Source organism: Microvirga pakistanensis (genome assembly GCF_004458765.1).
GTDB classification, from domain to species: Bacteria; Pseudomonadota; Alphaproteobacteria; order Rhizobiales; family Beijerinckiaceae; genus Microvirga; species Microvirga pakistanensis.
The window spans coordinates 19,579-41,120 of record NZ_SPJX01000645.1 but is presented as its reverse complement, the minus strand read 5'-3'; the positions used below and the strand labels follow the sequence as shown (position 1 = coordinate 41,120).

General features: G+C 59.7%; 19 protein-coding genes. 9 read left to right on the top strand and 10 right to left on the bottom strand.

What is annotated here, in order from left to right:
- Nucleotides 1-20: 20 nt before the first annotated feature.
- The 6 genes from E4K09_RS24565 (at nucleotide 21) to E4K09_RS24540 (ending at nucleotide 6,179) form a co-directional block, all read left to right on the top strand.
- Nucleotides 21-1,514 carry an FGGY-family carbohydrate kinase gene (locus E4K09_RS24565; protein ID WP_134500271.1) on the top strand — a complete coding sequence of 498 codons (1,494 nt, stop codon included), beginning with the start codon at nucleotides 21-23 and terminating at the stop codon, nucleotides 1,512-1,514.
- The gene (locus tag E4K09_RS24560; protein WP_134500270.1) at nucleotides 1,511-2,161 is read left to right on the top strand and encodes an HAD family hydrolase; all 651 of its coding nucleotides are present in this window, start codon (nucleotides 1,511-1,513) and stop codon (nucleotides 2,159-2,161) included. The genes E4K09_RS24565 and E4K09_RS24560 overlap by 4 nt, the downstream gene beginning before the upstream one ends.
- Nucleotides 2,162-2,270: 109 nt before the next feature.
- Nucleotides 2,271-3,068, top strand: a complete 798-nt coding sequence (locus E4K09_RS24555; protein ID WP_134500269.1) for a carbohydrate ABC transporter permease — start codon at nucleotides 2,271-2,273, stop codon at nucleotides 3,066-3,068.
- Nucleotides 3,065-4,063 carry a carbohydrate ABC transporter permease gene (locus E4K09_RS24550; RefSeq protein ID WP_134500268.1) on the top strand — a complete coding sequence of 333 codons (999 nt, stop codon included), beginning with the start codon at nucleotides 3,065-3,067 and terminating at the stop codon, nucleotides 4,061-4,063. The genes E4K09_RS24555 and E4K09_RS24550 overlap by 4 nt, the downstream gene beginning before the upstream one ends.
- A gap of 81 nt (nucleotides 4,064-4,144) precedes the next feature.
- Nucleotides 4,145-5,242, top strand: coding sequence for an ABC transporter ATP-binding protein (locus tag E4K09_RS24545; protein ID WP_134500267.1), 1,098 nt, complete (start codon nucleotides 4,145-4,147; stop codon nucleotides 5,240-5,242).
- Between the two features lie 55 nt (nucleotides 5,243-5,297).
- The gene (locus tag E4K09_RS24540) at nucleotides 5,298-6,179 is read left to right on the top strand and encodes a DMT family transporter (RefSeq protein WP_166802502.1); all 882 of its coding nucleotides are present in this window, start codon (nucleotides 5,298-5,300) and stop codon (nucleotides 6,177-6,179) included.
- 23 nt (nucleotides 6,180-6,202) lie between these two features.
- Here E4K09_RS24540 and E4K09_RS24535 read toward each other — a convergent pair whose 3' ends face one another.
- Complete coding sequence (locus tag E4K09_RS24535) at nucleotides 6,203-7,048, bottom strand: sugar phosphate isomerase/epimerase family protein (RefSeq protein WP_134500265.1); 846 nt, start codon at nucleotides 7,046-7,048, stop codon at nucleotides 6,203-6,205.
- 546 nt (nucleotides 7,049-7,594) lie between these two features.
- Here E4K09_RS24535 and E4K09_RS24530 point away from each other — a divergent pair.
- Entirely contained in the window at nucleotides 7,595-8,878 is a 1,284-nt protein-coding gene (locus tag E4K09_RS24530) for an extracellular solute-binding protein (RefSeq protein WP_134500264.1), read from the top strand.
- Between the two features lie 114 nt (nucleotides 8,879-8,992).
- Here the strand turns inward: E4K09_RS24530 and edd are convergent, their stop codons facing one another.
- The 6 genes from edd to E4K09_RS24500 all read right to left on the bottom strand — a co-directional run bounded on the left by edd (nucleotide 8,993) and on the right by E4K09_RS24500 (nucleotide 16,079).
- Nucleotides 8,993-10,825: a phosphogluconate dehydratase gene (gene edd, locus E4K09_RS24525; RefSeq protein WP_134500263.1), complete on the bottom strand. Its 1,833-nt coding sequence runs from the start codon at nucleotides 10,823-10,825 to the stop codon at nucleotides 8,993-8,995.
- A gap of 79 nt (nucleotides 10,826-10,904) precedes the next feature.
- A complete protein-coding gene (pgl, locus tag E4K09_RS24520) occupies nucleotides 10,905-11,594 on the bottom strand; it encodes a 6-phosphogluconolactonase (RefSeq protein ID WP_166802501.1) in 690 nt (229 codons plus the stop codon).
- Nucleotides 11,587-13,068: a glucose-6-phosphate dehydrogenase gene (zwf, locus tag E4K09_RS24515; RefSeq protein ID WP_134500261.1), complete on the bottom strand. Its 1,482-nt coding sequence runs from the start codon at nucleotides 13,066-13,068 to the stop codon at nucleotides 11,587-11,589. Before zwf ends, pgl begins: the two co-directional genes overlap by 8 nt.
- Nucleotides 13,069-13,209: 141 nt before the next feature.
- The gene (locus tag E4K09_RS24510) at nucleotides 13,210-14,067 is read right to left on the bottom strand and encodes an SIS domain-containing protein (RefSeq protein WP_134500260.1); all 858 of its coding nucleotides are present in this window, start codon (nucleotides 14,065-14,067) and stop codon (nucleotides 13,210-13,212) included.
- A gap of 108 nt (nucleotides 14,068-14,175) precedes the next feature.
- A complete protein-coding gene (locus tag E4K09_RS24505; RefSeq protein ID WP_134500259.1) occupies nucleotides 14,176-14,994 on the bottom strand; it encodes a PfkB family carbohydrate kinase in 819 nt (272 codons plus the stop codon).
- Between the two features lie 71 nt (nucleotides 14,995-15,065).
- Entirely contained in the window at nucleotides 15,066-16,079 is a 1,014-nt protein-coding gene (locus E4K09_RS24500; protein ID WP_134500258.1) for an SIS domain-containing protein, read from the bottom strand.
- Between the two features lie 286 nt (nucleotides 16,080-16,365).
- Between E4K09_RS24500 and E4K09_RS24495 the strand changes: the two genes are divergently transcribed.
- The gene (locus tag E4K09_RS24495) at nucleotides 16,366-17,097 is read left to right on the top strand and encodes a UTRA domain-containing protein (RefSeq protein ID WP_134500296.1); all 732 of its coding nucleotides are present in this window, start codon (nucleotides 16,366-16,368) and stop codon (nucleotides 17,095-17,097) included.
- Between the two features lie 271 nt (nucleotides 17,098-17,368).
- Nucleotides 17,369-18,211, top strand: coding sequence for a sugar phosphate isomerase/epimerase family protein (locus E4K09_RS24490; RefSeq protein WP_166802500.1), 843 nt, complete (start codon nucleotides 17,369-17,371; stop codon nucleotides 18,209-18,211).
- A gap of 439 nt (nucleotides 18,212-18,650) precedes the next feature.
- Here E4K09_RS24490 and E4K09_RS24485 read toward each other — a convergent pair whose 3' ends face one another.
- From E4K09_RS24485 to E4K09_RS24475, 3 genes are all read right to left on the bottom strand, one after another.
- Nucleotides 18,651-19,658: an ABC transporter substrate-binding protein gene (locus E4K09_RS24485; protein ID WP_166802499.1), complete on the bottom strand. Its 1,008-nt coding sequence runs from the start codon at nucleotides 19,656-19,658 to the stop codon at nucleotides 18,651-18,653.
- An 86-nt stretch (nucleotides 19,659-19,744) separates the two neighbouring features.
- The gene (locus E4K09_RS24480; RefSeq protein ID WP_134500255.1) at nucleotides 19,745-20,776 is read right to left on the bottom strand and encodes an ABC transporter permease; all 1,032 of its coding nucleotides are present in this window, start codon (nucleotides 20,774-20,776) and stop codon (nucleotides 19,745-19,747) included.
- Nucleotides 20,763-21,539 (bottom strand): ATP-binding cassette domain-containing protein, encoded by a 777-nt coding sequence (locus tag E4K09_RS24475; protein WP_134500254.1) that lies wholly within the window; start codon nucleotides 21,537-21,539, stop codon nucleotides 20,763-20,765. The genes E4K09_RS24480 and E4K09_RS24475 overlap by 14 nt, the downstream gene beginning before the upstream one ends.
- Nucleotides 21,540-21,542: the final 3 nt, after the last annotated feature.

The window sequence follows — 21,542 nt, the reverse complement described above, 5'->3', positions numbered from 1 at the left end:
CGAAACGGGGAGCGTGTTCGATGACCGCGCATGTCATAGGTCTCGATATCGGCACAACATCGACGATTGCGGCCGTCATCGAGATGCCGGATCGGATCGTGTCAACGGCTTCCCGGCTCACCCATCTCAGCTCCCCACATCCGGGCTGGGCCGAGGAGAACCCGGCGGAGTGGTGGGACAATGCCTGCGCTGTGCTGCGGGAGGTGATGGAGACGGTTCCTCATGCCCGTCATTCGCTAGTGGGAATCTGCGTCACCGGCATGCTGCCCGCTGTGGTTCTGCTCGACGATTCCGGCAACGTTCTGCGTCCGAGCATTCAGCAGAGTGACGGACGCTGCAGCGCGGAGGTCGACGAGCTCGCGTCGGAAGTGGATGCCCTGGCTTTCACCCGTCGCACCGGGAACGGCATCAATCAGCAGCTCGTCGCCACGAAGCTTCGTTGGATCGAGCGCCATGAGCCGGACGTCTTCCGTCGCATCGCGACGGTGTTCGGTTCGTACGACTACATAAACTGGAAACTCACCGGCATCCGTGCCGTCGAGCAGAACTGGGCGCTCGAGGCCGGCTTCGTTGATCTCGCCAGCCACGAAATCGAGGATGATCTCGTGGCGCTGGGCCACATTCCCCGCTGCGCCATCCCGCCGAAGACCGTCTCGCATGCTCGTCTCGGCCCAGTGACACGCGAGGCTGCAGCCGCAACGGGATTGCCAGAGGGGCTGCCGGTCTTCGGGGGTGCCGCGGACCACATCGCTTCGGCCCTCGCCAGTGGACTCTCTGCACCGGGCGATGTGCTGCTGAAATTCGGAGGCGCAGGCGACATCGTCGTCGTGGCGGATCAACTCCACCCTGATCCACGGCTGTTCCTGGACTATCATCTGGTGCCTGGGCTTTATGCTCCCAACGGGTGTATGGCGGCCTCGGGGTCGGCACTGAACTGGCTTGCGGATCTTCTGCGCCCCGGCACAGTTGTAAGGCCGCATGCCGAGCTCGACACGCTGGCAGCGCAGATTCCCGCAGGGAGCGACGGCATTCTCTGCCTGCCCTATTTCCTTGGCGAGAAGACCCCCATTCATGATCCGCTCGCGCGCGGCACTTTCACCGGCGTCAGCCTCGGACATGGCCAGGGGCACTTTTGGCGCGCGCTGCTCGAAAGCGTCGCCTTCGGCTTCCGTCATCATCTGGAGGTGCTTGAAGAGATCGGCCTCTCCTCACGCCGCGTCATGGTCTCCGATGGCGGCAGCACGAGCCGGGTGTGGATGCAGATCATGGCCGACGTCATCCAGAAGCCGGTCCAGACCCTGCAGGCAAGCCACGGCTCATGCCTCGGAGCCGCCTGGGTGGCAGGCATGGGGGCCGGTCTGCCCTACGGCTGGAGCGAGATCGGACGCCTCATCCCGCTCGGCCCTGAGATCCTGCCGAATCCTGCGAACGGTCCGATCTACGACCGAGCCTATGACAATTTCCGCGAACTCTATCGAACACTGAAACCATTCTTTGCGAGGAACCGCTCATGACCGAGATCAAGGCCGTGGCGTGGGATATCGATGGCACGCTGATCGACAGTGAGCCTCTGCATCTCGTCTGCCTCATCGCGGTATCCGCCCGCTACGGGGTCGATCTCAGCCAGGATCCCGGGGATAGGTTCCTGGGACGTGACATGCATTGGGTCTGGGATACCCTGAGGCCTCGCTTCCCGGCTGCGCTCACATTCGAGACATGGCTTGCCGAGATTCTCGATGCTTACGTGGAATCCGCCTCGACTCTGGTTCCGCGACCCTTCGTGATCGAGGCGATGCACAGACTTCACCAAGCCGGAATCCGTCAAGTCTGCGTGTCGAATTCCGAACGCCGCGTCGTCGACGCCAATCTCGCGGCGCTAGGCGTCGCGCAACTGCTCGAATTCTCCATCAGCCGCGACGATGTTCCCGTCGGCAAACCCGATCCGACGCCTTATCGTGAAGCCTGCCTTCGCCTTGGACTTAAACCCACCGCCGTCATGGCTGTAGAGGACAGCCAAAGCGGGCTGATGTCGGCCATGGCGGCGGGGCTGCAGGTTACCTTCATCGCTGATCATGAGAATAATCTGGATACGCGCCGAAAAGCGGTCGACACTCTACTCGCCGGATGCTCGATAGAAAGTGCCAAGATCGCAACAGGGTAGCGCTTGACAAGAAAGGGCTGTCGGCTTTTTCTGATCAGACGTCAGATGACTCGGTTAGCCTGTTGCTCTTCTGGCCGGGCAGCTCTCTCAACGAGAAGAGGATCACTGCATGAAGCGCGTCTGGGTTCACGTCGGACTGATCGCGTTCTCGGCCTATATCCTGTTGCCTATCCTGTGGATCATCCGCACCAGCTTCGTGCCCGAGTCGATGTCCTACAGCTCAAGCCTGATGCCGGGCTTCACACTCGACAATTTCGCCGCTCTCCTGAACCGTCGAAATTTCGGCAACTCCCTTCTCCGCAGCTTGATCGTCTCGCTGGGCGCAACCTTGATTGCCCTTCCTTTCGCGGCCGCGACGGGCTTTGCCTTCGCCCGCTATCGCACAGGCGGAAATCTGGGGCGATTCCTCGTTCTTGCGACACAGATGCTTCCGGCAATCGTGCTGGTGCTGCCCACCTTCACCATCTTTCGATCACTGGGTCTGACGAACTCGATCTTCGGTCTCATGATCGTATACGCAGCGCTCAACCTGCCATTCCTGACATGGATCCTGATGGGCTTCTTCGAGGGCATCCCAGTCGAACTGGAGTGGGCAGCCATGATCGACGGGGCCAATCCCTGGACAGCCTTCTGGCGTGTCGTGATCCCCGTCTCGCTGCCCGGACTCGCATCGGCCGGCATTCTCGGTTTCATCATGGCATGGAACGAATTCATCTTCGCACTGATCCTGACGGGCCCCGCCACGGCGACCGTGCCGGTATCCCTCGCCGCCCTTCAGACGCAGAACGGCATTCGCATTGCGGATGTTTCGGCGGGGGTGGTGCTCGCCGTCATTCCCCTCGCCATCATCGCTCGCTATGCCCAGCGCTTCATCGTGAGCGGTCTAACCTTCGGGGCTGTGAAATGAAGACTGATCTTTCCCATGCCATCGAACGGGTAGCGGTGACGGGGGACCTCGACAGCACCGCGCCGGAAACCCCCAGTACCTCCATCCAACAGCATCATCGAAAGCCACGGAACGGAGACTTCAAACGGGTGGATCGCTGGCGCCTGATTGGCTGGCTATTTGCACTCCCGGGCCTTCTTCTACTTGGGCTGACCATCGGCATCCCGCTGATCTACTCGTTCGTTCTTTCCTTCTCACCCTATACCCTCGTCAACCAAAAGGTCCTTCCTCTCGTTGGACTGGCGAACTACGTCAGGGTTCTCAATGATCCCTATGTCTGGCATTCGCTGATCTTGACCCTGCAATACACGGCCGTGACGGTGCTCGCCGAGTTCCTGCTGGGTCTCGGGGTCGCCCTGCTGTTGAACCGCGTCTACACGGGCCGCTCCATTTACTTCATGATCCTGGCCGTTCCCCTTGCGATCTCGCCGGTCAGCGTCGGGTTGATCTGGAGGCTTCTGCTTCAGCCCAATCTCGGTATCGTGAACGAGGTCATCCGCAGCCTCGGCGGCACCGGCGTGGACTGGCTGGGATCTCCGGACTACGCTTTCTGGACCGTTGCGTTCATTGATGTGTGGCAGCAGGTTTCGTTCGTCGCCTTGATCCTTACCGCAGGTCTCGCTGCTTTGCCGAAGGAGCCCTACGAGGCAGCGGCGATCGACGGCGCGCGCTCGTGGCAACAATTCATCTACATCACTCTGCCCATGCTGCGACCTGTGGCGGCGATCGTGCTCATCATTCAGATGATCAACGAGATCCGGACCTACGATCTGATCTATGTTCTGACGAAGGGAGGCCCCGGCGTCGAAACTGAGCTCCTGAGCTTTCTCACCTATAAGAAGGCCTTCACCGGACTGGCGGTGAACGAAGGAGCCGCCAGCGCCTTCGTGCTCCTGGCGGCAACGATGCTGCTGAGCGTTCTCTCTTTCGTTCTCATCTCGCGCAACAAGCAGTAACTTCGAAGCATCTAGCCAAATCCGCCGCTAGAGCGGACATCTCAACCGGCATTCGCCGCCTCATCCAAGCAGGGAAGCAACATGGCGCAGGTTTCGCTCCGCAACGTGGTCAAACGATACGAGCTGGTTCAGGTGGTGCACAATATCAACCTGGAGATCGCCGACCACGAATTCGTGGTGCTCGTCGGGCCATCAGGTTGCGGGAAATCCACGACCCTTCGCATGCTCGCAGGGTTGGAGGAGATCTCGTCAGGCGAAATCTACATCGACAGCCGGCCGGTGAGCAGCGTGCCGCCCTGGAACCGTGACATCGCGATGGTGTTCCAGAACTATGCGCTCTATCCCCACATGACGGTTGCCGAGAACATGGGCTTTGGTCTCAAGCTGCGGCATGTACCGAAATCGGAGATCCAGGCCCGAGTCAAACACGCAGCGGACATCCTCGGCATCACAAATCTTCTCGATCGGCGCCCCAAGGCCCTGTCAGGCGGGCAGCGCCAGCGGGTCGCCATGGGGCGCGCCCTCGTGCGCGATCCCAAGGTCTTCCTCTTTGACGAGCCGCTGTCGAATCTGGACGCCAAACTGCGTGTGCAAATGCGGACGGAGATCAAGAAACTGCACCAGCGCGTGAACACCACGACCATCTATGTGACGCATGATCAGGTGGAGGCGATGACGCTTGCGGACCGCGTGGTGGTGATGAACGGCGGCCGCATCGAGCAGATCGGGCCTCCGCAGGAGCTCTATCACGCGCCAAAGAGCCTGTTCGTTGCAGGCTTCGTGGGTAGCCCCGGCATGAATTTCGTTCCTGCACGGGTCGAGGAGAGCAACGGTTCCCTGTATCTGTCCATCGGCAATCGCTGTCGGCTGGCGGTTCCGCTGGCGCGCACCGACCGCTACGGACCATTCGTCGGCAGGATGATGACCTTTGGTATCCGACCGGAGCACATCAGCGAACCATCCGGCGAACCGCAGTCCGGAATGGCGCCCCTGGAGCTTCCCGTTGACGTCGTCGAGCCTATGGGTGCGGAGACCCTCGTCCACTGCAATCTCGATGGCACGACGGTGATCGCCTGCCTCGAGCCCTCGACCCAGGCGTCACCCGGCAAGCCGATCAAGCTCGTGGCCGACATGAACCACATGCACTTGATCGACCCGGAAACAAGCCTCGTCGTCTGAAGCCCCCTGCAGTCCCGTCAGGGAGGGGCTGCCTTCCCTGACAGGACCCAGAATCGTGAGCATCATCCAAGAAGCCGCTTCGGGAGGCACAGTGCAGCGAGGCGCCCTAACAGGGCTTGGGGCCTTCGTTTTCTTCTCGCTCTCGGACATCGCCGTGAAGCTCGCCTCGCAGACCGTACCGGTGCCGGGCGTCTCCTTGCTCATGGCATTGGTGGCCATGCTGCCGATCATCTGGCTTGCGATCACCACCGGTGGTCTCAGGACGATCCTGCCGCGCTATCCGGTGGCCTCCTTCATCCGTGCCGCCCTCATGGCAGGCGAGCTCCTCCTGCTTTACGACGCCTATGCCCGGCTGCCGTTGTCGGAGGTGTATTCGCTGGTCTTCCTGTCTCCCATGCTGATCACGCTGCTCGGCGCTCTCTTCCTGAAGGAGAAGGTCCGGCTGTCGGGCTGGGCCATGGTGGTTTTCGGCTTTCTGGGAGTTCTGCTGGTCCTCCGTCCCGGCTTCAAGGCATTGGATATAGGGCACGCGGCCGTCGTCCTGTCTGCCCTTATGTATTCGGCATCGGTGGTGGTGCTACGGCGCATGCCTCAAAACGAGAGTGATTCGGCTCTAGTGGCCAGCATTCTGCTGATCGTGATCGTTGCCAGCTTGAAAAGCGGAATTCCTGCTCTGGCCGAGTTCAGTATAACCGCGCTGCTGGTCGTGGTCGCTGGAGGCCTGAGCCTTGGCGTTGGCCACTTCATGCTGGTGCGCGCCTTTCGTATGGCGCCGATCGTTTTCGTCGCTCCGGCGAATTACATTCAGATGCCGATTGCCATCTGCTTCGACACGCTGCTGTTTGCAGGCAGACCCGATCTCGGGGTGCTGGTGGGATCGGCGCTCATCATCGCCAGCGGATTTGCCGCTCCTCTGCTGGCACGGAGAAGCGGCTGATCGTCAATCGCAGTACCCCCTGCTCAGCGGCCGAGTTCCTTGAGAGCGGAGCGAATGGCATCCACGCTCTTGCGCACGGGGGCAATGGGATCGAGCCAATAGCGTGGACCAAGGAACTCGAACGACAAATAACCCTGATAATCACCCTCAATGAGTTCCTGCAGATACTGCTTCAAGGGCAGGTTACCTTCGCCCCACGCCGAATGGCCAGCTGGCTCGCCGTCGATGAAATGCGCGTGCAGTAAGTCACGTCCGAACTTCGCTGTATAGTCCTTCGGCGTCTCACCGGCCACCGCCATGCCGACGGTGTCCAGGGCGGCTTTCAGGCTGGGGGAGTTGATCGTGTCGATCATGCGTTTCACCCCATCGGAGTCGATGACGATATTCGACTCGCAGGGCTGGAGCGCCTCCAGCACCATCACGACGCCCCGCTCTTCCGCATGGCGGGCGATTCTGGCAATCGAATCGACAGAGCGCTTCCAGCTCTCAGCAGGATCCTCATCCGCATAACCCCACCCTGACGTCAAGAAGAGGTAAGGCGCATCGAGCTCTGCCGTGACGTCGAGACACTTGTAAAAATAGTCGACGCTGCGTTCACGGATGACGTTTTCGATGGCGGCGATATTGATAGGGTAGATGCACTGCTCGGGTGTGAAGCACGCGAGCTTCAACCCTCGCTGCGCGATCTCGTTCTTGATTGCTCTTAGATCCGCGGATGTTGCGTCATCGACATAGAGGTGAGGAGCCGCTCCCCAAAGTTCGACCACGTTCACGTCGAGCGAAACCACGTCGTCGAGGAAGCGCGTGAGCGGGAAGCGGAAATAGCTGAAATTGCTTGCACAGATCTTGGAGGCGTTCAGGGAGCTCATGTTCTTACTCAGATGGCAGGACGTGAAGCGGCAGATTAAAAGGCCAGGACGGAGGCCACGCCGTAAATGCCTTCATGACATTTCAGCAGGCTAACGGATAGACGTCTGACTTCTCGATTGTTTCATAGATCTTGCCGAGACGTCAACCAAGATGGCGCCTCGCCCGATCGTATGTCGACAAGAAGCCACCAAATCTGGATCTTATTCTCCGTTGAATACTGACATCCTGCTGCGCCAGCACATCATTTGAGCGTTTTGCCCCACTCTCGTGCTTGACAGTTTGATAACTCTAGGGAACCCTATGTTATCTGACGTCTGATGCTTATTTCAGGGTCTTGATGGTGTTTGGAACGCGACTCGCCCGTGCTGACGTTCCGTCTCGCCTGTCCGGCGGGCCTGCTCCCGCGTCGCGCCCGTGGTCCGATTTCCTGCTTCGTTCCTATATCGCCGGCTGCACCGGCAGCCCAATGAATCCGCACGGCTCCGCAGAGCCAGGCAGATACCACAGAAGCGAATGACAGCTTCAAAAACCCAGAGGACAATCTCATGACATTGAAGACAACTTTGCTCGCAGGAGGAGTTGCACTCGCGGCGCTCGCGTCCGCGATGACTCCCGCTCTTGCTGAGGAGAAGCCTACCCTGCGCCTCCTGATCGAGGATGTCGCCGAGGCTGGGTTCATCGAATCCGTTCTTCCTGACTTCAAAATGCAGACGGGGATCACAGTCGAGCTGGAGAAGATCTCCTACCCCGAGATGCACGACAAGCTCGTGACACAGCTCACGTCCCCACAGAGCTACTACAACGTCCTTGCCGTGGATTACCTCTGGGCTGGCGAGTTTTCCAAGGCCGACTGGACGATCGATCTCAAGCCCTTCGCGGCCAAGACCAAGTTTGATCTCTCCACTTTCGAGCCCTCGATGATGCAGGCTTTCGGAGATCAACGAGAGAAGGTTCGCGTCATTCCCCAATACAGCTACACGATGGGTTTCGTGTACCGGACCGACATTCTCGACAACCCCGATATCAAGACCAAGTACAAGTCCAGCACCGGCAAGGATCTGACCTTCCCGGCGAACCTCGAAGAGTACGTTGAGCTCGCCAAGTGGATGAAGAAGAATGCCGGCATGGAGGGAGCCGCCATGCAGGCTCAGCGCGGCGATCCAAACAGCATGGAATTCTCAAGCTATCTCTTCGCTACCGGCGGCCGGTACCTCGACGACAACGGCAAGGTCGTGCTCGACAGCCCCGAGGCCCGCAAGGCCTTGAAGCTCTATGCCGACATGGTGCAGAACGCGGCGCAGCAGGGCGCTCTGACTGCCAATCTCGACGACACTATGCGCCTCATGTGCGAAGGTAAGACCTTCAGCATGGTGACCTTCTGGTATTTCCAGCCGCAGCTGGACGAGCGCTGCCCGGCCGTGAAGGGCAAGATGAAGCTCACGAAGATGCCCGGCGGCGTCGGCCTCACAGGCGCTTGGGGCTGGTCGATCCCGAAGGCCACGACGCCTGAGGAGCAGGAAGCCGCCTGGACGTTTATTTCCTGGATCCAGAGCCCCGAGACCGAGCTCAGGCTTACCATGATGGGCCATGCTCCGACCCGCAAGGAAATCTTCCTGAACAAGGACGTGCTTGCGAAATACCCGCACTACAAGGATGTCCAGGCCTTGATCAACACGGGCATTAGCTTTCCAATCTTCCTCTACTCCGCGCAGTACGAGGACGTGCTGGGCACGCAGGTGTCGCTCGCCAGCGCGGGCCAAGCCAGTCCGGAGCAGGCGATTGCCGCGGCCGCGAGGGGCCTGCAGGAACTCATGGACAAGGCGAAGTAAGCTCAGGGGCTGCGGCTTGCCCGCGTCACTCCTTCGAACCGCAGAGAAAAACTCCCCGGCGTGAAGCCGGGGAGTTTTCTTATGATCGTTAGAGGCTCCTTGATGGAGATGCCGTCAGGTGGTTTCGGCCCAGAGCGAGGCCGCTCCTTGATCGGCCCGGCCGACCGAGGCACGGAAGATCGAGAACAGGTCTCGACCGAGGGTCAGTGGCGCAGCGGCATTGGCCCGGGCCGGCGCGCGGGTTGCCAGCACGGCCGGATCAACAGCCACGTCGAGGGAGCCCTGGGCCGTGTCGATGGTTACAAGATCACCGTCCTGAATGAGGCCGATTGCCCCGCCATCGGCGGCTTCAGGCGTGACATGCAGGGCGCTGAGGATCTTGCCGGAAGCGCCGGAGAGACGCCCATCGGTGACGAGCGCCACACGCAGCCCCCTGCTCTCCAGGGCGCCGAATGCGGGCATCATGCCGTGCAGCTCAGGCATGCCATTAGCCTTCGGTCCCTGCCCGCGCACGACGACGACTACATCCTGCTGAAACTCACCTGCCTTGAAGGCTGCGAGGAAGTCATCCTGGTCGTCGAATACGCGAGCAGGCGCCCTCAGGGACAGATTGTCCTGGCGCAGGGCGGACGTCTTCACGACGGCTCGGCCAAGATTTCCGTCCAGCACCGCCAATCCGCCTGTCGGCTGGAAGGGATCGTCGATGGAGCGAATGATCGAGGGAGCGAGCACCTCGTTGGGCAGATCGCGATAAGCAAGCTCTCCATCCATTAAGAAAGGCTCTCTCGTGTAAGCGGTCAGGTCATCGCCGGAGATGGTCGTCACATCGCGGAACAGAAGCCCACCACGAAGCAGTTCACGCACCACGAAAGCGATACCGCCGGCCACGTGGAACTGGTTCACGTCGGCCGGGCCATTGGGATATATCCGGGCTAGTAGCGGCACGACGGCAGACAGATCGGAAAAGTCTTCCCAGGTGATGACGATGCCGGCGGCACGCGCCATGGCGACAAGATGAAGGAGATGGTTTGTGGAGCCCCCCGTCGCATGCAGGCCCACGATGGCATTCACGAAGGATCTCTCGTCGAGAATCTCGCCGATGCCCCTTGCTTCTGATGGCGCATTGACCGCATTGATCACATACCGCACAGCCGCGCGCGTCAGCGCATCGCGCAGCGGCGTTCCAGGCTGAACGAACGCGGCGCCCGGCACATGGAGGCCCATGATCTCCATGATCATTTGATTGGAGTTGGCCGTGCCGTAGAAGGTGCAGGTTCCAGGCGAATGGTAGCTCTTCATTTCAGAAGCGAGTAGCGCCTCACGGCCAACTTCGCCGGCGGCATAGGCCTGACGGACCCTAGTCTTCTCGTCGTTCGACGCCCCGGTGGGCATGGGTCCTGCAGGCACGAACACTGTTGGTAGATGTCCGAACGAGAGTGCCCCGATCACGAGTCCAGGAACGATCTTGTCGCAGACGCCCAGCATGAGCGACCCGTCGAAGACATTGTGGGACAGCGAAATCGCGGTAGCCATCGCGATCACGTCGCGAGAGAACAGGGACAGCTCCATACCGGGCTGGCCTTGTGTCACGCCGTCGCACATGGCCGGCACTCCGCCTGCTACCTGAGCCGTCGCCCCTAGCGCACGCGCCGCATCCTTGATGAGATCGGGATAGGTCTTGAAGGGCTGATGCGCGGAGAGCATGTCGTTGTAGGCGGTCACGATTCCCAGGTTGGGAGCCATTCCCTGGGCTATCGCTATCTTGTCCCCAGCCGGGCAGGCTGCCGCGACATGGGCGATGTTGCCACAAGAGAGCTTGCGCCTCGGCGGAGCGGTGCGACGCACCTCTTCGATGTGATGAAGATACTCGGCCCTGAGATCGGCCGATCGCTCGCGGATCCGAGCTGCCACGTCTTGGAGCGCCTTTGATGTTTGCACAAATGACATGCTGCTACCTATGAAGATCAGCGACTCAAGCCCGATGAGCCATGCAGAATAACCCGGGGAGGATGTGATTTGATTACGGTTATCCCGGTGCCCAATAGATTCTCGGCACTGTTCCCTCCAGGAAGAGAAGCGTAACCGGTTGGCTGACGGGGTCCAACGTTTGCAACGCACGCGATAGCACCGCCTCCTTCTCCTCACCCGCAATGAGGAGAGCCTTCCATCGCGCCTCCATCAATGCTGTGGGCCCGAGGGAAAGCCTGGGCTCCAGCTGAGTTGGTCGAGCGGCAAGGACCGCCTGCCCTCTTTCAGCCGATCCTCCGGCTAGCCTGTCATCCCCGGGAAACAGAGACGCGACGTGGGCATCGCTTCCCATGCCGATCACGACGACATCAAGTGGGCAGAAAGGCTTGATGTGTCGCGACAGTTCGACGGCTGCCGCTTCGAGCGCCATGTCGTTCCTCCGCAGGGGGATTAAAGATTTGGTGGCGCCCGGGAGGTTCTCGAGGATCATGCGCTCGTTCGACCGCAGGTCATCGGCGGCAACGTCACGCTCATCGGTCGGCAACACCGCGATCCGGTCCCAAGGCAGATCGTGATGGCTTAAGGACGCCAGAAAAGCACGCGGTGTCGTGCCTCCCGGGACCGCGAGGGTCGCACGCCCTCGCTCCTCCACAGCCTGCCTGAGCATCGCTGCCACGTCGCCCGCAAGAGCATCGGACAAGGAGGCCAGAGATGGTTTACGGACGAGATCAAGAAAGCTGTTACCCAAAGTGCAGCTCCGGCTCCACCCAGCTGCGGCCATCACGTTCGATGAGGCCAACGGCCTGCGAGGGACCCGATGTTCCGGCGACATAGCGATGAGGAACGGGATAGTATTCTTTCCATCCTTCGATGATCGGATCGACGAAGCTCCAGGCTGCCTCGACCTCGTCACGGCGCATGAAAAGGGTTTGATCGCCCCTAATGACATCGGTCAGCAGGCGCTCATAAGCATCAGGGGTCCGCTCCCCAAAAGCCGTCTCGTACCGCAGATCGAGGGTGCGCGGCACGAGCTTGAGTCGTCCGCTGCCAGGAACTTTCATCATGAACTGAAGCTGGACACCATCATTCGGCTGCACGCGAATGACGAGCCGGTTCGGCTCAGGGTGAGTGCGTAGATCGTTGGCCTTGAAGATCGAATGGGGGACCGCTTTGAACGTCACCACGATCTCTGAGAACCGTGCACCCATCCGTTTGCCGGAACGAAGGTAGATCGGAACTCCTCCCCACCGCCAGGTATCAAGTTCGCACCGCAAGGCCGTGAACGTCTCAGTGCCGCTGTCGCGTCCCAGCTCATCGGTATATCCCGGTACGGATCGTCCCTCGACGGAGCCGGCGACGTACTGCCCGCGCACCGTCCGTCGAAGGACCTCCGGCCCCACAATGGGGCGCAGGGCGCGCAGGACGCGCACCTTTTCGTCGCGCACGGCATCTGCATCGAGGGTGTTCGGCGGCTCCATCGCAAACAAGCACAGGAGTTGGAGCACATGATTCTGTACCATGTCACGCAGCGCACCAACATGATCATAGTAGCCCGCCCGCTGTTCAAGGCCGACCGTCTCTGCCGCAGTGATCTGCACATGGTCGATATCCCGCTGGGACCATGAGCGCTCGAACAGACTGTTGGCGAAACGCAGCACCAGCAGGTTCTGAACGGTTTCTTTGCCCAGATAATGATCGATGCGGTAAGTGCGGCTTTCCGGCAGTACTTCGGCCACGGCATCATTGATGGCTTTTGCCGAAGCGAGGTCGTGGCCGAGCGGTTTCTCGAGAATTAGGCGACTATCACCATCAAGCAGCCCCGCCTGCTTGAGAGCGCGGCTCGCCGGAATGAAAAGATTTGGAGGTGTCGCGAGATAGAAGGCGCGGACGCGCTCGGGATCATCAAGACGAGCAGACAAGGTCGACAGTGTCGACGGATCCGCAATGTCGGCCTGCACGAAGGAGAGGTGCTGCAGGAATTGAGCGACCTCGTCCTCTGCGAGTCCCTGCTCCCTGAGACGCGATCCGACGCTGTACCTGAGGTCCTCTTCACTTTCCCCTGAGCGCACGACACCGATGATCCTGCTCTCTGGAGGAATGACACCCTCGGCAATACGCCGTACAAGCGCCGGGAATAGCTTCCTGATCGCAAGATCCCCGCTCGCTCCGATGATCACGAGATCGAAGATGGGAACGGGAGTTCGCTCCGGCAGGGGCAGCATCGATGGCTTTGGTATCATCAGACCCGAACCTCTAGAAAATGCGCATCATCACGATGTGCCCTCTCCTCCAGCATCGCAACACACCAAGGCGAACACTCATCTAGCTTTGCTACATATCGATGTAGCTTTCAACCAAAAACCTTACGTGACAGAACGTTTCTCGCGCACGCTTTTCTTGCCGCGCTCAAGGGAACGGATCTGCTCGGGACCACGCTCGAGGGCCACGAGAACGGCCAGGATGTCGATGATGGCCAGATGAACCAGGCGCGACGTCATGGGCGAGTAAATGTTGGGATCCTCCTGAACATCCGTCGCTAGAGTCAGGGTGCAGTGCTGACTCAGCGGCGAGCCCCCGGTCGTAATCCCGATAATCTTCGCGCCGGCGGACTGGGCGATCTCGACCGAGCGGATCAGGTCGAGCGTCCGCCCACCTGCGGAGATGGCTACGACCACATCAGAGGGACCCAGGAGCGATGCGGCCATGGCGTGAACATGAGGGTCGGAATAGGCAACTGTCGGAATGCCGAGCCGGAAGAACTTGTGCTGCGCATCGAGCGCCACGATCCCGGAGTTGCCTTGACCATAGAATTCAATCCGTTTTGCGCGCGCCAAGGTCTTCACGGCGGAGTTCAGGATCTTGCTGTCGAGACGATCCCGCAGGCCAATGAGGGCATTCACGGACCGATCAATGACCTTGGCGGCCGCCGCCCCCACCGTATCATCGGCGGACACATCCTGATGAACAAAGGGCACGCCTCCGCCCAGGCTGCGGGCGAGCTGGATCTTGAACTGCTTCAAGCCTGAGAAGCCGATCGACTTGCAGAACCGCGCCACTGTGGGTTCGCTGACACCAGCCTCCTTGCTTAGCGCCTCGATGGACAATTCCAGCACGCTGGCCGGAAAGCTTAGGACATAATCGGCCACCCGAGCCTCGGACCGGCTCAGGTGGTCCCGGGTCGCTTCAATCTGCGTCAGCAGGGTGTTGGGCTGATGGATCATAGGGCAGTGTTCCGACAGGCTGTTCCGGAACCCTACATCTACAGAGTCCTCCTGTCCGGTCACAAGTCCAAGTGGATCGGTGCTCGGCATGAGGGCCGGAATGGAACCTCAGAGGACGAGACCCGGCGTTTCCTGCGGAAATCCGCCTACATGAGTGCAGGTCTGCGCAGCGACGTCGCGTCCCAGCTCCAGACACCCACGCAAATCCATTCCGCGGGCCCGTCCGGACAGGAAGCCGGCAATGAAGCTGTCTCCGGCTCCCGTGGTGTCCACCACCTCGACCGCTCGAATGCCGGCTTCCGCCCGATGCACCCCATCGGACGCAATGCTGCCGAGGGAACCGCACGTTACGACGGCGAGTTTGGCGCCACCATTGAGCAACGCCCCGAGCAGAGTCTCGGCTCGCTCGCGATTGGCCCCCGCTGACGCGAAGGCAACCTCAAGCCCCTCGACACTCAGGTTGTTCGGATCTGCATTCACGGAAATATCCTGGGATGCGCTCACGCCGGCGGCATTCAAAGTCCGTCGCAGCGCGCCGCCGTCATTAAGCCAGCCTATGTGGACATGGCGAATCTTAAGAAGCACCTGCAGATCGGACTCGCTGGGCCGATACTTTTTGCAGACGCCGAACTCCTCGAAGCTGAGAATGCGGTCACCAGTCTCATCGACGTCGATATTCGTATAGGCGGTGATGCCATCCAGAACCTGGAGGTGATCGATCACAAGGCGGTTGTCCCGGAAGCAAGCAACCATACGCCTGCCGTCTTCATCCTCGCCCACGGCGCCGAAGTAGGCGACCTGGTGGCCGAGCCGGCTCAGTTGAATTCCGACATTGACGGCATTTCCTCCGATGAGAGAGAGACCCACCGGCGGCATGAACCGGTCGATGCAATTGTCTCCAACGGTTGCGAACTCAAGACCATTCATCGTGTCCGTCTCCCGAAAAATGCCGGCGCCAATTGAGCAAGGCGCCGGCGCAGTCTTTGGAGGATCTGTCCTTAGTAGGCGACACGCTTATAGTATCGGCGGGTCGTAAGCGGGTGATTGCGCTTTACTTCCAAGTGTGCGCTGATCCGTTCAAGGATCGTAGCCAGCACGACGGGCGAGATCAGCGCCCGCACCTTCTCCGAGATCCCCGGCAGCGCGAACTCGGCTGTATCGAGCACTCGGATCTTGTCCGTATACTCGGGCAGGAAGCGCTCCACCCGTTCGACCAGCGGACGTGAAGCATCCTCGCCCTTGAACAGCAGCACGCTCACGCCCTTTTCCACCAGCTCCAGAGTGCCGTGGAAGAAGTCGGAGGCATGCACCGGACGGGTGCGGATCCACTGCATTTCTTCAAGAATGCACATGCCGTAGTAGAACGCCTCGGGCCACGTTGTCCCGGCTCCGGTGACGATGTGGTAGGGCTCATTCTTGATTTCCTCGGCAAAGCGCTCGGCGCGCTCTTCGACACCTCGCTTGACCTCCAGCAATGCATGAGGCAGGCGCACGAGCTCCTGGACGGTATTCACATACTCCGGATACTCGCCGCGCAGGTCCATGATTGTGAGCGCAATCAGAAGCGACTGCAGGTAGAAGGACTCGCAGGAGGTATCGTCTTCGGCGAAATTGACGAAGGGATAATCGGCTCCCTTGGCCAGCGGTGCCTCCGCGTGACCAATCAGGCTGATAACTTTCGCGCCCTTGGCCTTGCAGTACTCCATCACCTCCACGCTTTCCTTGGTAGTGCCGGAGAGAGAGGGAATGACCACGATTGAATTCGGTCCAAGTGCCTGATGGCCGGTCAGAACGAGTTCAGCCGGCATTTCCAGGTAAGTTGGAAACGTGGAGCTGCGCTGCAGGAGCTGGGCCGCAGGCATCATCAGGATGCCGGCACCGCCCGTGCCGAGAAAGAAGAGGTTCTTTGCGCCCTGGTCCAGGCAGGCGGCAAGGGCGCTGCGGATGCCGTTGGCATGCGCTACTGCGCCGGATTGGATACGCACAAAGCGCGCTTCGTCAAAATTCAGCATGAGGAGCCTCTAAGACAGGTGGGCATCTAGGGACAGGAAACTTGACCGGGCACACCAGTCGTCTGACAACTGACCTTATTTCGAGATTCCTGTCAAGCACCCTGAAAGCCTTCCACATTCCAACGACCGCCTGATTCTGCAACCTAACGCTGCGGTCGCGGGACCTCGATCGGAAGTCCTCTGGTGCTCCGATCGATGTGTGCAAATATTTAATTGCTGTTAAGTTGTCTGATCTGGTAAGTTGCCTGACAACTCCCTTAGCCAGGAGACTGAATCCTCAATGTCTTTGACCTCACCTATGCGCGATGAGCGGACGCTGGTCCTCCAACTGCGGGACGCTATCATCAGCTATATCGGCGAACAGGAACTTAAACCGGGTGATCGCCTTCCGACAGAGGCTGAATTCACCCAGATGTTCAACATTTCGCGGCCAGCACTCCGTGAGGCGCTGAAACTCCTTGAACAGGATGGCAGCATCTATGTGATTCACGGTAAGGGCCGTTTCGTTTCGGCCATGGCGACACTGGCTGTCGAACGCCCGATTACGTGCTTTGAAAGCGTCACCGATATGGTGCGTCGATATGGCTACAAGCCAACCAACAAGGTCTTGTCAATTTCCGAAGAGACAGCAGCGGGTCAGGTGCAGGAAGCATTGCGCCTCAATGCAGATACACGCGTTATCAGACTTGAACGCCTGAGAATGCAGGGCGAAGAGGTTCTTGTTTACTGCCTCGATTTCGTGCCGCGTTCTCTCATTCCCGACCGTCTCTATGACGTGGACTGGGGTGGATCATTGTTCGACGTTCTTGAAAGCTATGGACACCGCCCGGTGATGTCCACAGCCACTGCTGCTTCGGTGATGCTTCCAACCGACGTCAGCGAGCGCAACGACCTCGAAGACTTCGGCCCGGCATTCCTGATCACCGAGACAGCCTACACTCAGGATGGAGCTCCTGTGGTGTTCGCCAAGGACTACCATCGGGGCAGCAGCTTCACCTTTAGTTTCGTTCGCAAATAGAACACTCCTCGCAACGCCGCCTAGGTGCTCTGCCGGAGAGCACCAATCCACAGCTCTCGCCGGCAGCCAATGAGCGATCCTGCAAACCTTTGCGACCAGACGTCGTCGCTGCCCGCTGTTCTCAACAAACCGGACTTGTCTGACGTAATACTACCAAGTTATGATCTCCTTGAGCTGTGGGCTGGAACTCCGAACCCCAGCCTTATCCGGTTCCCTGCGCCGAACGTCGACGTCGGGTGCCTTTTCACCCGTGCATCCCAAGGATTCCAATATGGCTTCGCTCGATACGTCCCGCGTTTGCGGAATGAACTTTCATTACTTCCGCCACCCACTTACGCAGTTTCTTAATGACGCGGCTGCGCTGGGATTGACGAAGATCGAAATTTGGGGGGCGTCGCCGCACTTTTATGTTGAGGACAAGTCGCTCGAAGCGGCCCGTCGCATGAAGAAAGCCGTTCGCGAGCGCAGCCTTGAGGTTGTCTGCTTTACGCCCGAGCAATGTATCTACCCGATCAACATCGCATCTGAGGAAGAGACCCTTCGGGACCGCAGCATCAAATACTTCCTAGATTGTCTGAACGTTTGCGTGGAGATCGAAAGTCCCTACCTGCTCGTCACACCGGGCTGGGGTTATGCGAACGAGGATGCCGATCCTGCCTGGCAGCGTTCTTCGGACGCTCTAGCGCTCATAGCCAGGAGAGCTGAAGGCCTTGGCGTCGATCTCCTTCTCGAGCCCTTGACCCTCACAGAGTCGAACATCATCAACACAGCCAGCGACCTGCGGCGAATGATGGACGAAATCAACTCTCCCGCCGTCAAGGCCATCCTGGATACCGTTGCAATGGCGGTCGCCGGTGAAACAGTTGCGGATTACGTCGCCGCTGTCGGTGAGAAACTTGCCCATGTTCATCTCATCGACGGCGACATGGACGGCAGCCATCTTGCTTGGGGTGATGGGACTCTCCCGTTGGAAGACTATCTCCAGGCGCTGGAGAAGGCAGACTACAAGGGGTGCCTCTCACTTGAGTTCACAAGCCCGAAATACTGGCTGGATCCGCTGCCTCCCATGCAAAAGAGCCTGGAATTGATCAAATCCCTGATTCAACACAGGTGACCCTACCGGTGCTCGGCAGAGGCTTGCGAGGCAAGGGATAGGCGATCAGGCGCCGCCCTTGGCTGAGCTTCATCGATCAGGTCAAATCCTCCCCAGCTTATTCTCGCCGACGCTGGGGAACCTTATCGCCAGCGTCGATCTCCTGCCGGGGAGAACGCAGGTTCCCTACCTCGCGACTGCAACCTGTCGTCCACGGAAGGCAGGTTGCAGTCGTGAGGTGGCAGTCTTACGTCTGGATAGGACAGATGCCACGCTGCGGCGGCACGTCCGTGCGCTCTCCGAAAGTTTATCAGCTCAGACGCGGCCGGCGCTCGCTTTCGCCTCATCCGATGTGATCAAAGTGAACGGAGATCCTCGCCAGGGATCGAATCTCCGTTGCTCGATCAAAGGAATCGGACGACACGCTTCATTCGTTTGAGCGGAGTTCCAATCTTGGTCGCTAGTCGCGGCAGCTTGTCTGCTGAAGCGCCGATGCAATTTCGGGCGATCCAATGGAGGCTTTGGTGAGCGTGATCGTTCCCACCTTAATCGGACCCGCCTCCGTTGCCTCCCCTTTCGCGGCTTTAATGCCTTGCTGGATCCCGAGGACGCCGATCTTTTGAGCCTCCTGCGATACAATCGCCTGGATTTCGCCCGCCTGAAGCTGTTCCACCATGATCGGTGAGGCATCGAACCCGACAACCTTCACGTCGCCGAGCTTCTGTGCCGCACGGAGGGCTGCGATAGTTCCCTGTGCGCCGAAGTCTGTTGTCGTGAAGATGCCAGCTAAATTTGGCGCCTGCTGAAGCACAGCCGACACGATTGAGGAACCCTTTTGGATGTCCGTTCCGCCGAACTGCTCCCCAAGAACATCCACTCCCAGCTTCTTCGACTCTTCGAGGAAGCCCTTGCCTCTGGCCTCCGTCGTTGAAACGCCTGGCTGGAAGTTGAGCAGAAGGACCGGCCCCTTGCCTCCGGTAAGATCCCGCAGGATCCTGGCAGCTGCAACGCCAGCCTGGTAATCGTCAGTTGAAACTTGCGCGACCGTTGAAGTGGTGTCCTGCAGGGTCGTGTCCACGAGCACAACCTTCGTTCCCGTTTCAGCCACCTGCTGGATGGGAATATACATCGCCGTATCATGTGTCGGGGCGATAAGCATGATATCCGGCTGTGCTGCCGCGACCGCATTGACGATTGGAATCTGGTCGGTCGGGCTGAATGACTCCGGCGCCTGAAAGTTGAGCACGGCTCCTACCTTGGCGGCCTCTTTCTTCGCGCCGCACATCATCGTGATGTAAAAGGGATCGCCTTTGACGCCCGCTACCATGGTAATCCTCAGCGGCTTCGTCTCCGCTCCTGCCGCCTGTGAAGCTGCATGAATACTATCTCCGCCCAGAGCGAGGGCAAGGGCGATCGAGCTTGCAGAGAGCATCGAGATGAGCTTACTGGTTTGGTCCACCTTGTGCATTGTCATCTTCCTTCCTGTGTTGCACTTCCGTGCCTTCCGGAGGTTCCCTCGCCTCCTGGAACTGAAATCGTCGAGAAGGCGAGCCGCTAATCCCGGCCCGCCTGCTTGCGCCGATCGAGATAGACCGCTGCTATCAAGACAAGTCCGATCGCGAATTGCTGCCAGAACGCCTGAATGCCAGTGATGACAAAGCCGTTGAGCAAGACGACCGGGATCAAGGTTCCGATGACTGTTCCACGAACGGTTCCTATTCCACCCAGAAGGCTCGCGCCGCCCAGAACGACTGCAGTGATGACTTTGAGGTTGTCTTCAAGATGACCACCGATGGTCGTGGTGCCAAACCGAGCAAGTGACATGATTGCAGCGACCCCCGCGAGGGTCCCGGATAACGTATAGACCTTCATCAAGTGGCGACTGACGTTCACGCCCGATCGCTCGGCCGCAGCCGCACTTGCGCCGATAGCAAGGGCATGGCGGCCAAATCGGGTCTGGTTAAGGAGTATGGCCATTGCGACAGCCGCGAGTGTCGCAACCACCACGAGCCAGGGGATCACCCCGAACACTCGCCCAACACCGAGGGTCTTCACGAGCGTGACGGGCGCCGAAAGATCGATCCCATTGGATATGACAAGGGCTAGGCCCATTGCCATTCCATACGTCCCGAGCGTTGCAATCAACGGCGAGATCTTGGCTCGCGTGACGAGCAGTCCATTCACTAAGCCCCATGTGCTGCCTGCCGCGACGGACGCGACGGCCCCAGCCAGAATCGCGCCTACGCCACCACCGCCGACGGCGTTCATCACCGCGCACCCTACGACGCCTGAAAAGACTAGCACGGCGCCAACGGATAGATCGATTCCGCCGGCTATGATGACGAACAACTCTCCGAGCGCCATCACCATCAAGATGCACGCATCGGTCGCAATATTGCGAACATTCGCGACCGAACTGAACGGCCGGCCCGCGACAATGGAGAACAGACCTACCATCATGACGAGGATCAAGGTAATCCAGGTCAGCTGGCCGCGAGAAAGCCGATCCCACAATGATGAAGGCGTGCTCAGGTCGTGGGGTTCTATCGCGTCGGCAGATCCACCGGGAGGATTATAGCTCGTCATTGTCGCCACTCATCTGTACGGTTGCGCCCGTCATTGCAGCCACTATATCCTCGGTCGTCACCTTACTGGTCTTGAAGCGGGCAACTCGCCGGCCCAGCCGCAACACCTCGATGCGGTCGGAGACAGCTAACACGTCAGGCATACTGTGACTGATCAACACGACCCCGATACCAGTGTCACGGACCCGCCGGATCAGGTCGAGGACACTGCGGGTTTGGACGACACCGAGGGCCGCCGTGGGCTCGTCAAGAAAAATGATCTTGCTCGCCCACGCTGCTGCGCGACTGACGGCAATGCCCTGGCGTTGTCCACCGGACATGGAGCTTACAGGTGACGCCATGTCCTGGATTCGAATTCCGAGCTCTCGAAACTTGACTTCGCCCTGCATGCGCATGGCCCGCTTGTCCAGAAACCCGAGACGGCCGCCAAGTCCCTTCCGCAGGAGCTCCCGCCCTAGGAAGAGATTGGCCACCGGATCGAGCGTCGGAGCCAGCGCCAGGTCCTGATAGACGGTCTCTATCCCGAGTTGCCGGGCCATGATCGGCGTGAGCGCCTGGACCGCCGCGCCCTCGATTTTGATGGTGCCGCTGTCTGGTGTTATGACCCCCGAGAGGGTCTTCACAAGAGTGCTCTTCCCGGCTCCGTTGTCTCCCACGAGAGCGACGACTTCTCCGGAGTACACGGAAAAGTCCGCACCGCGCAGGGCTCGGATTTGTCCATATTGCTTCACGAGCCCCTTGGCCTCGAGCAGTGCTTCCGTCATCCT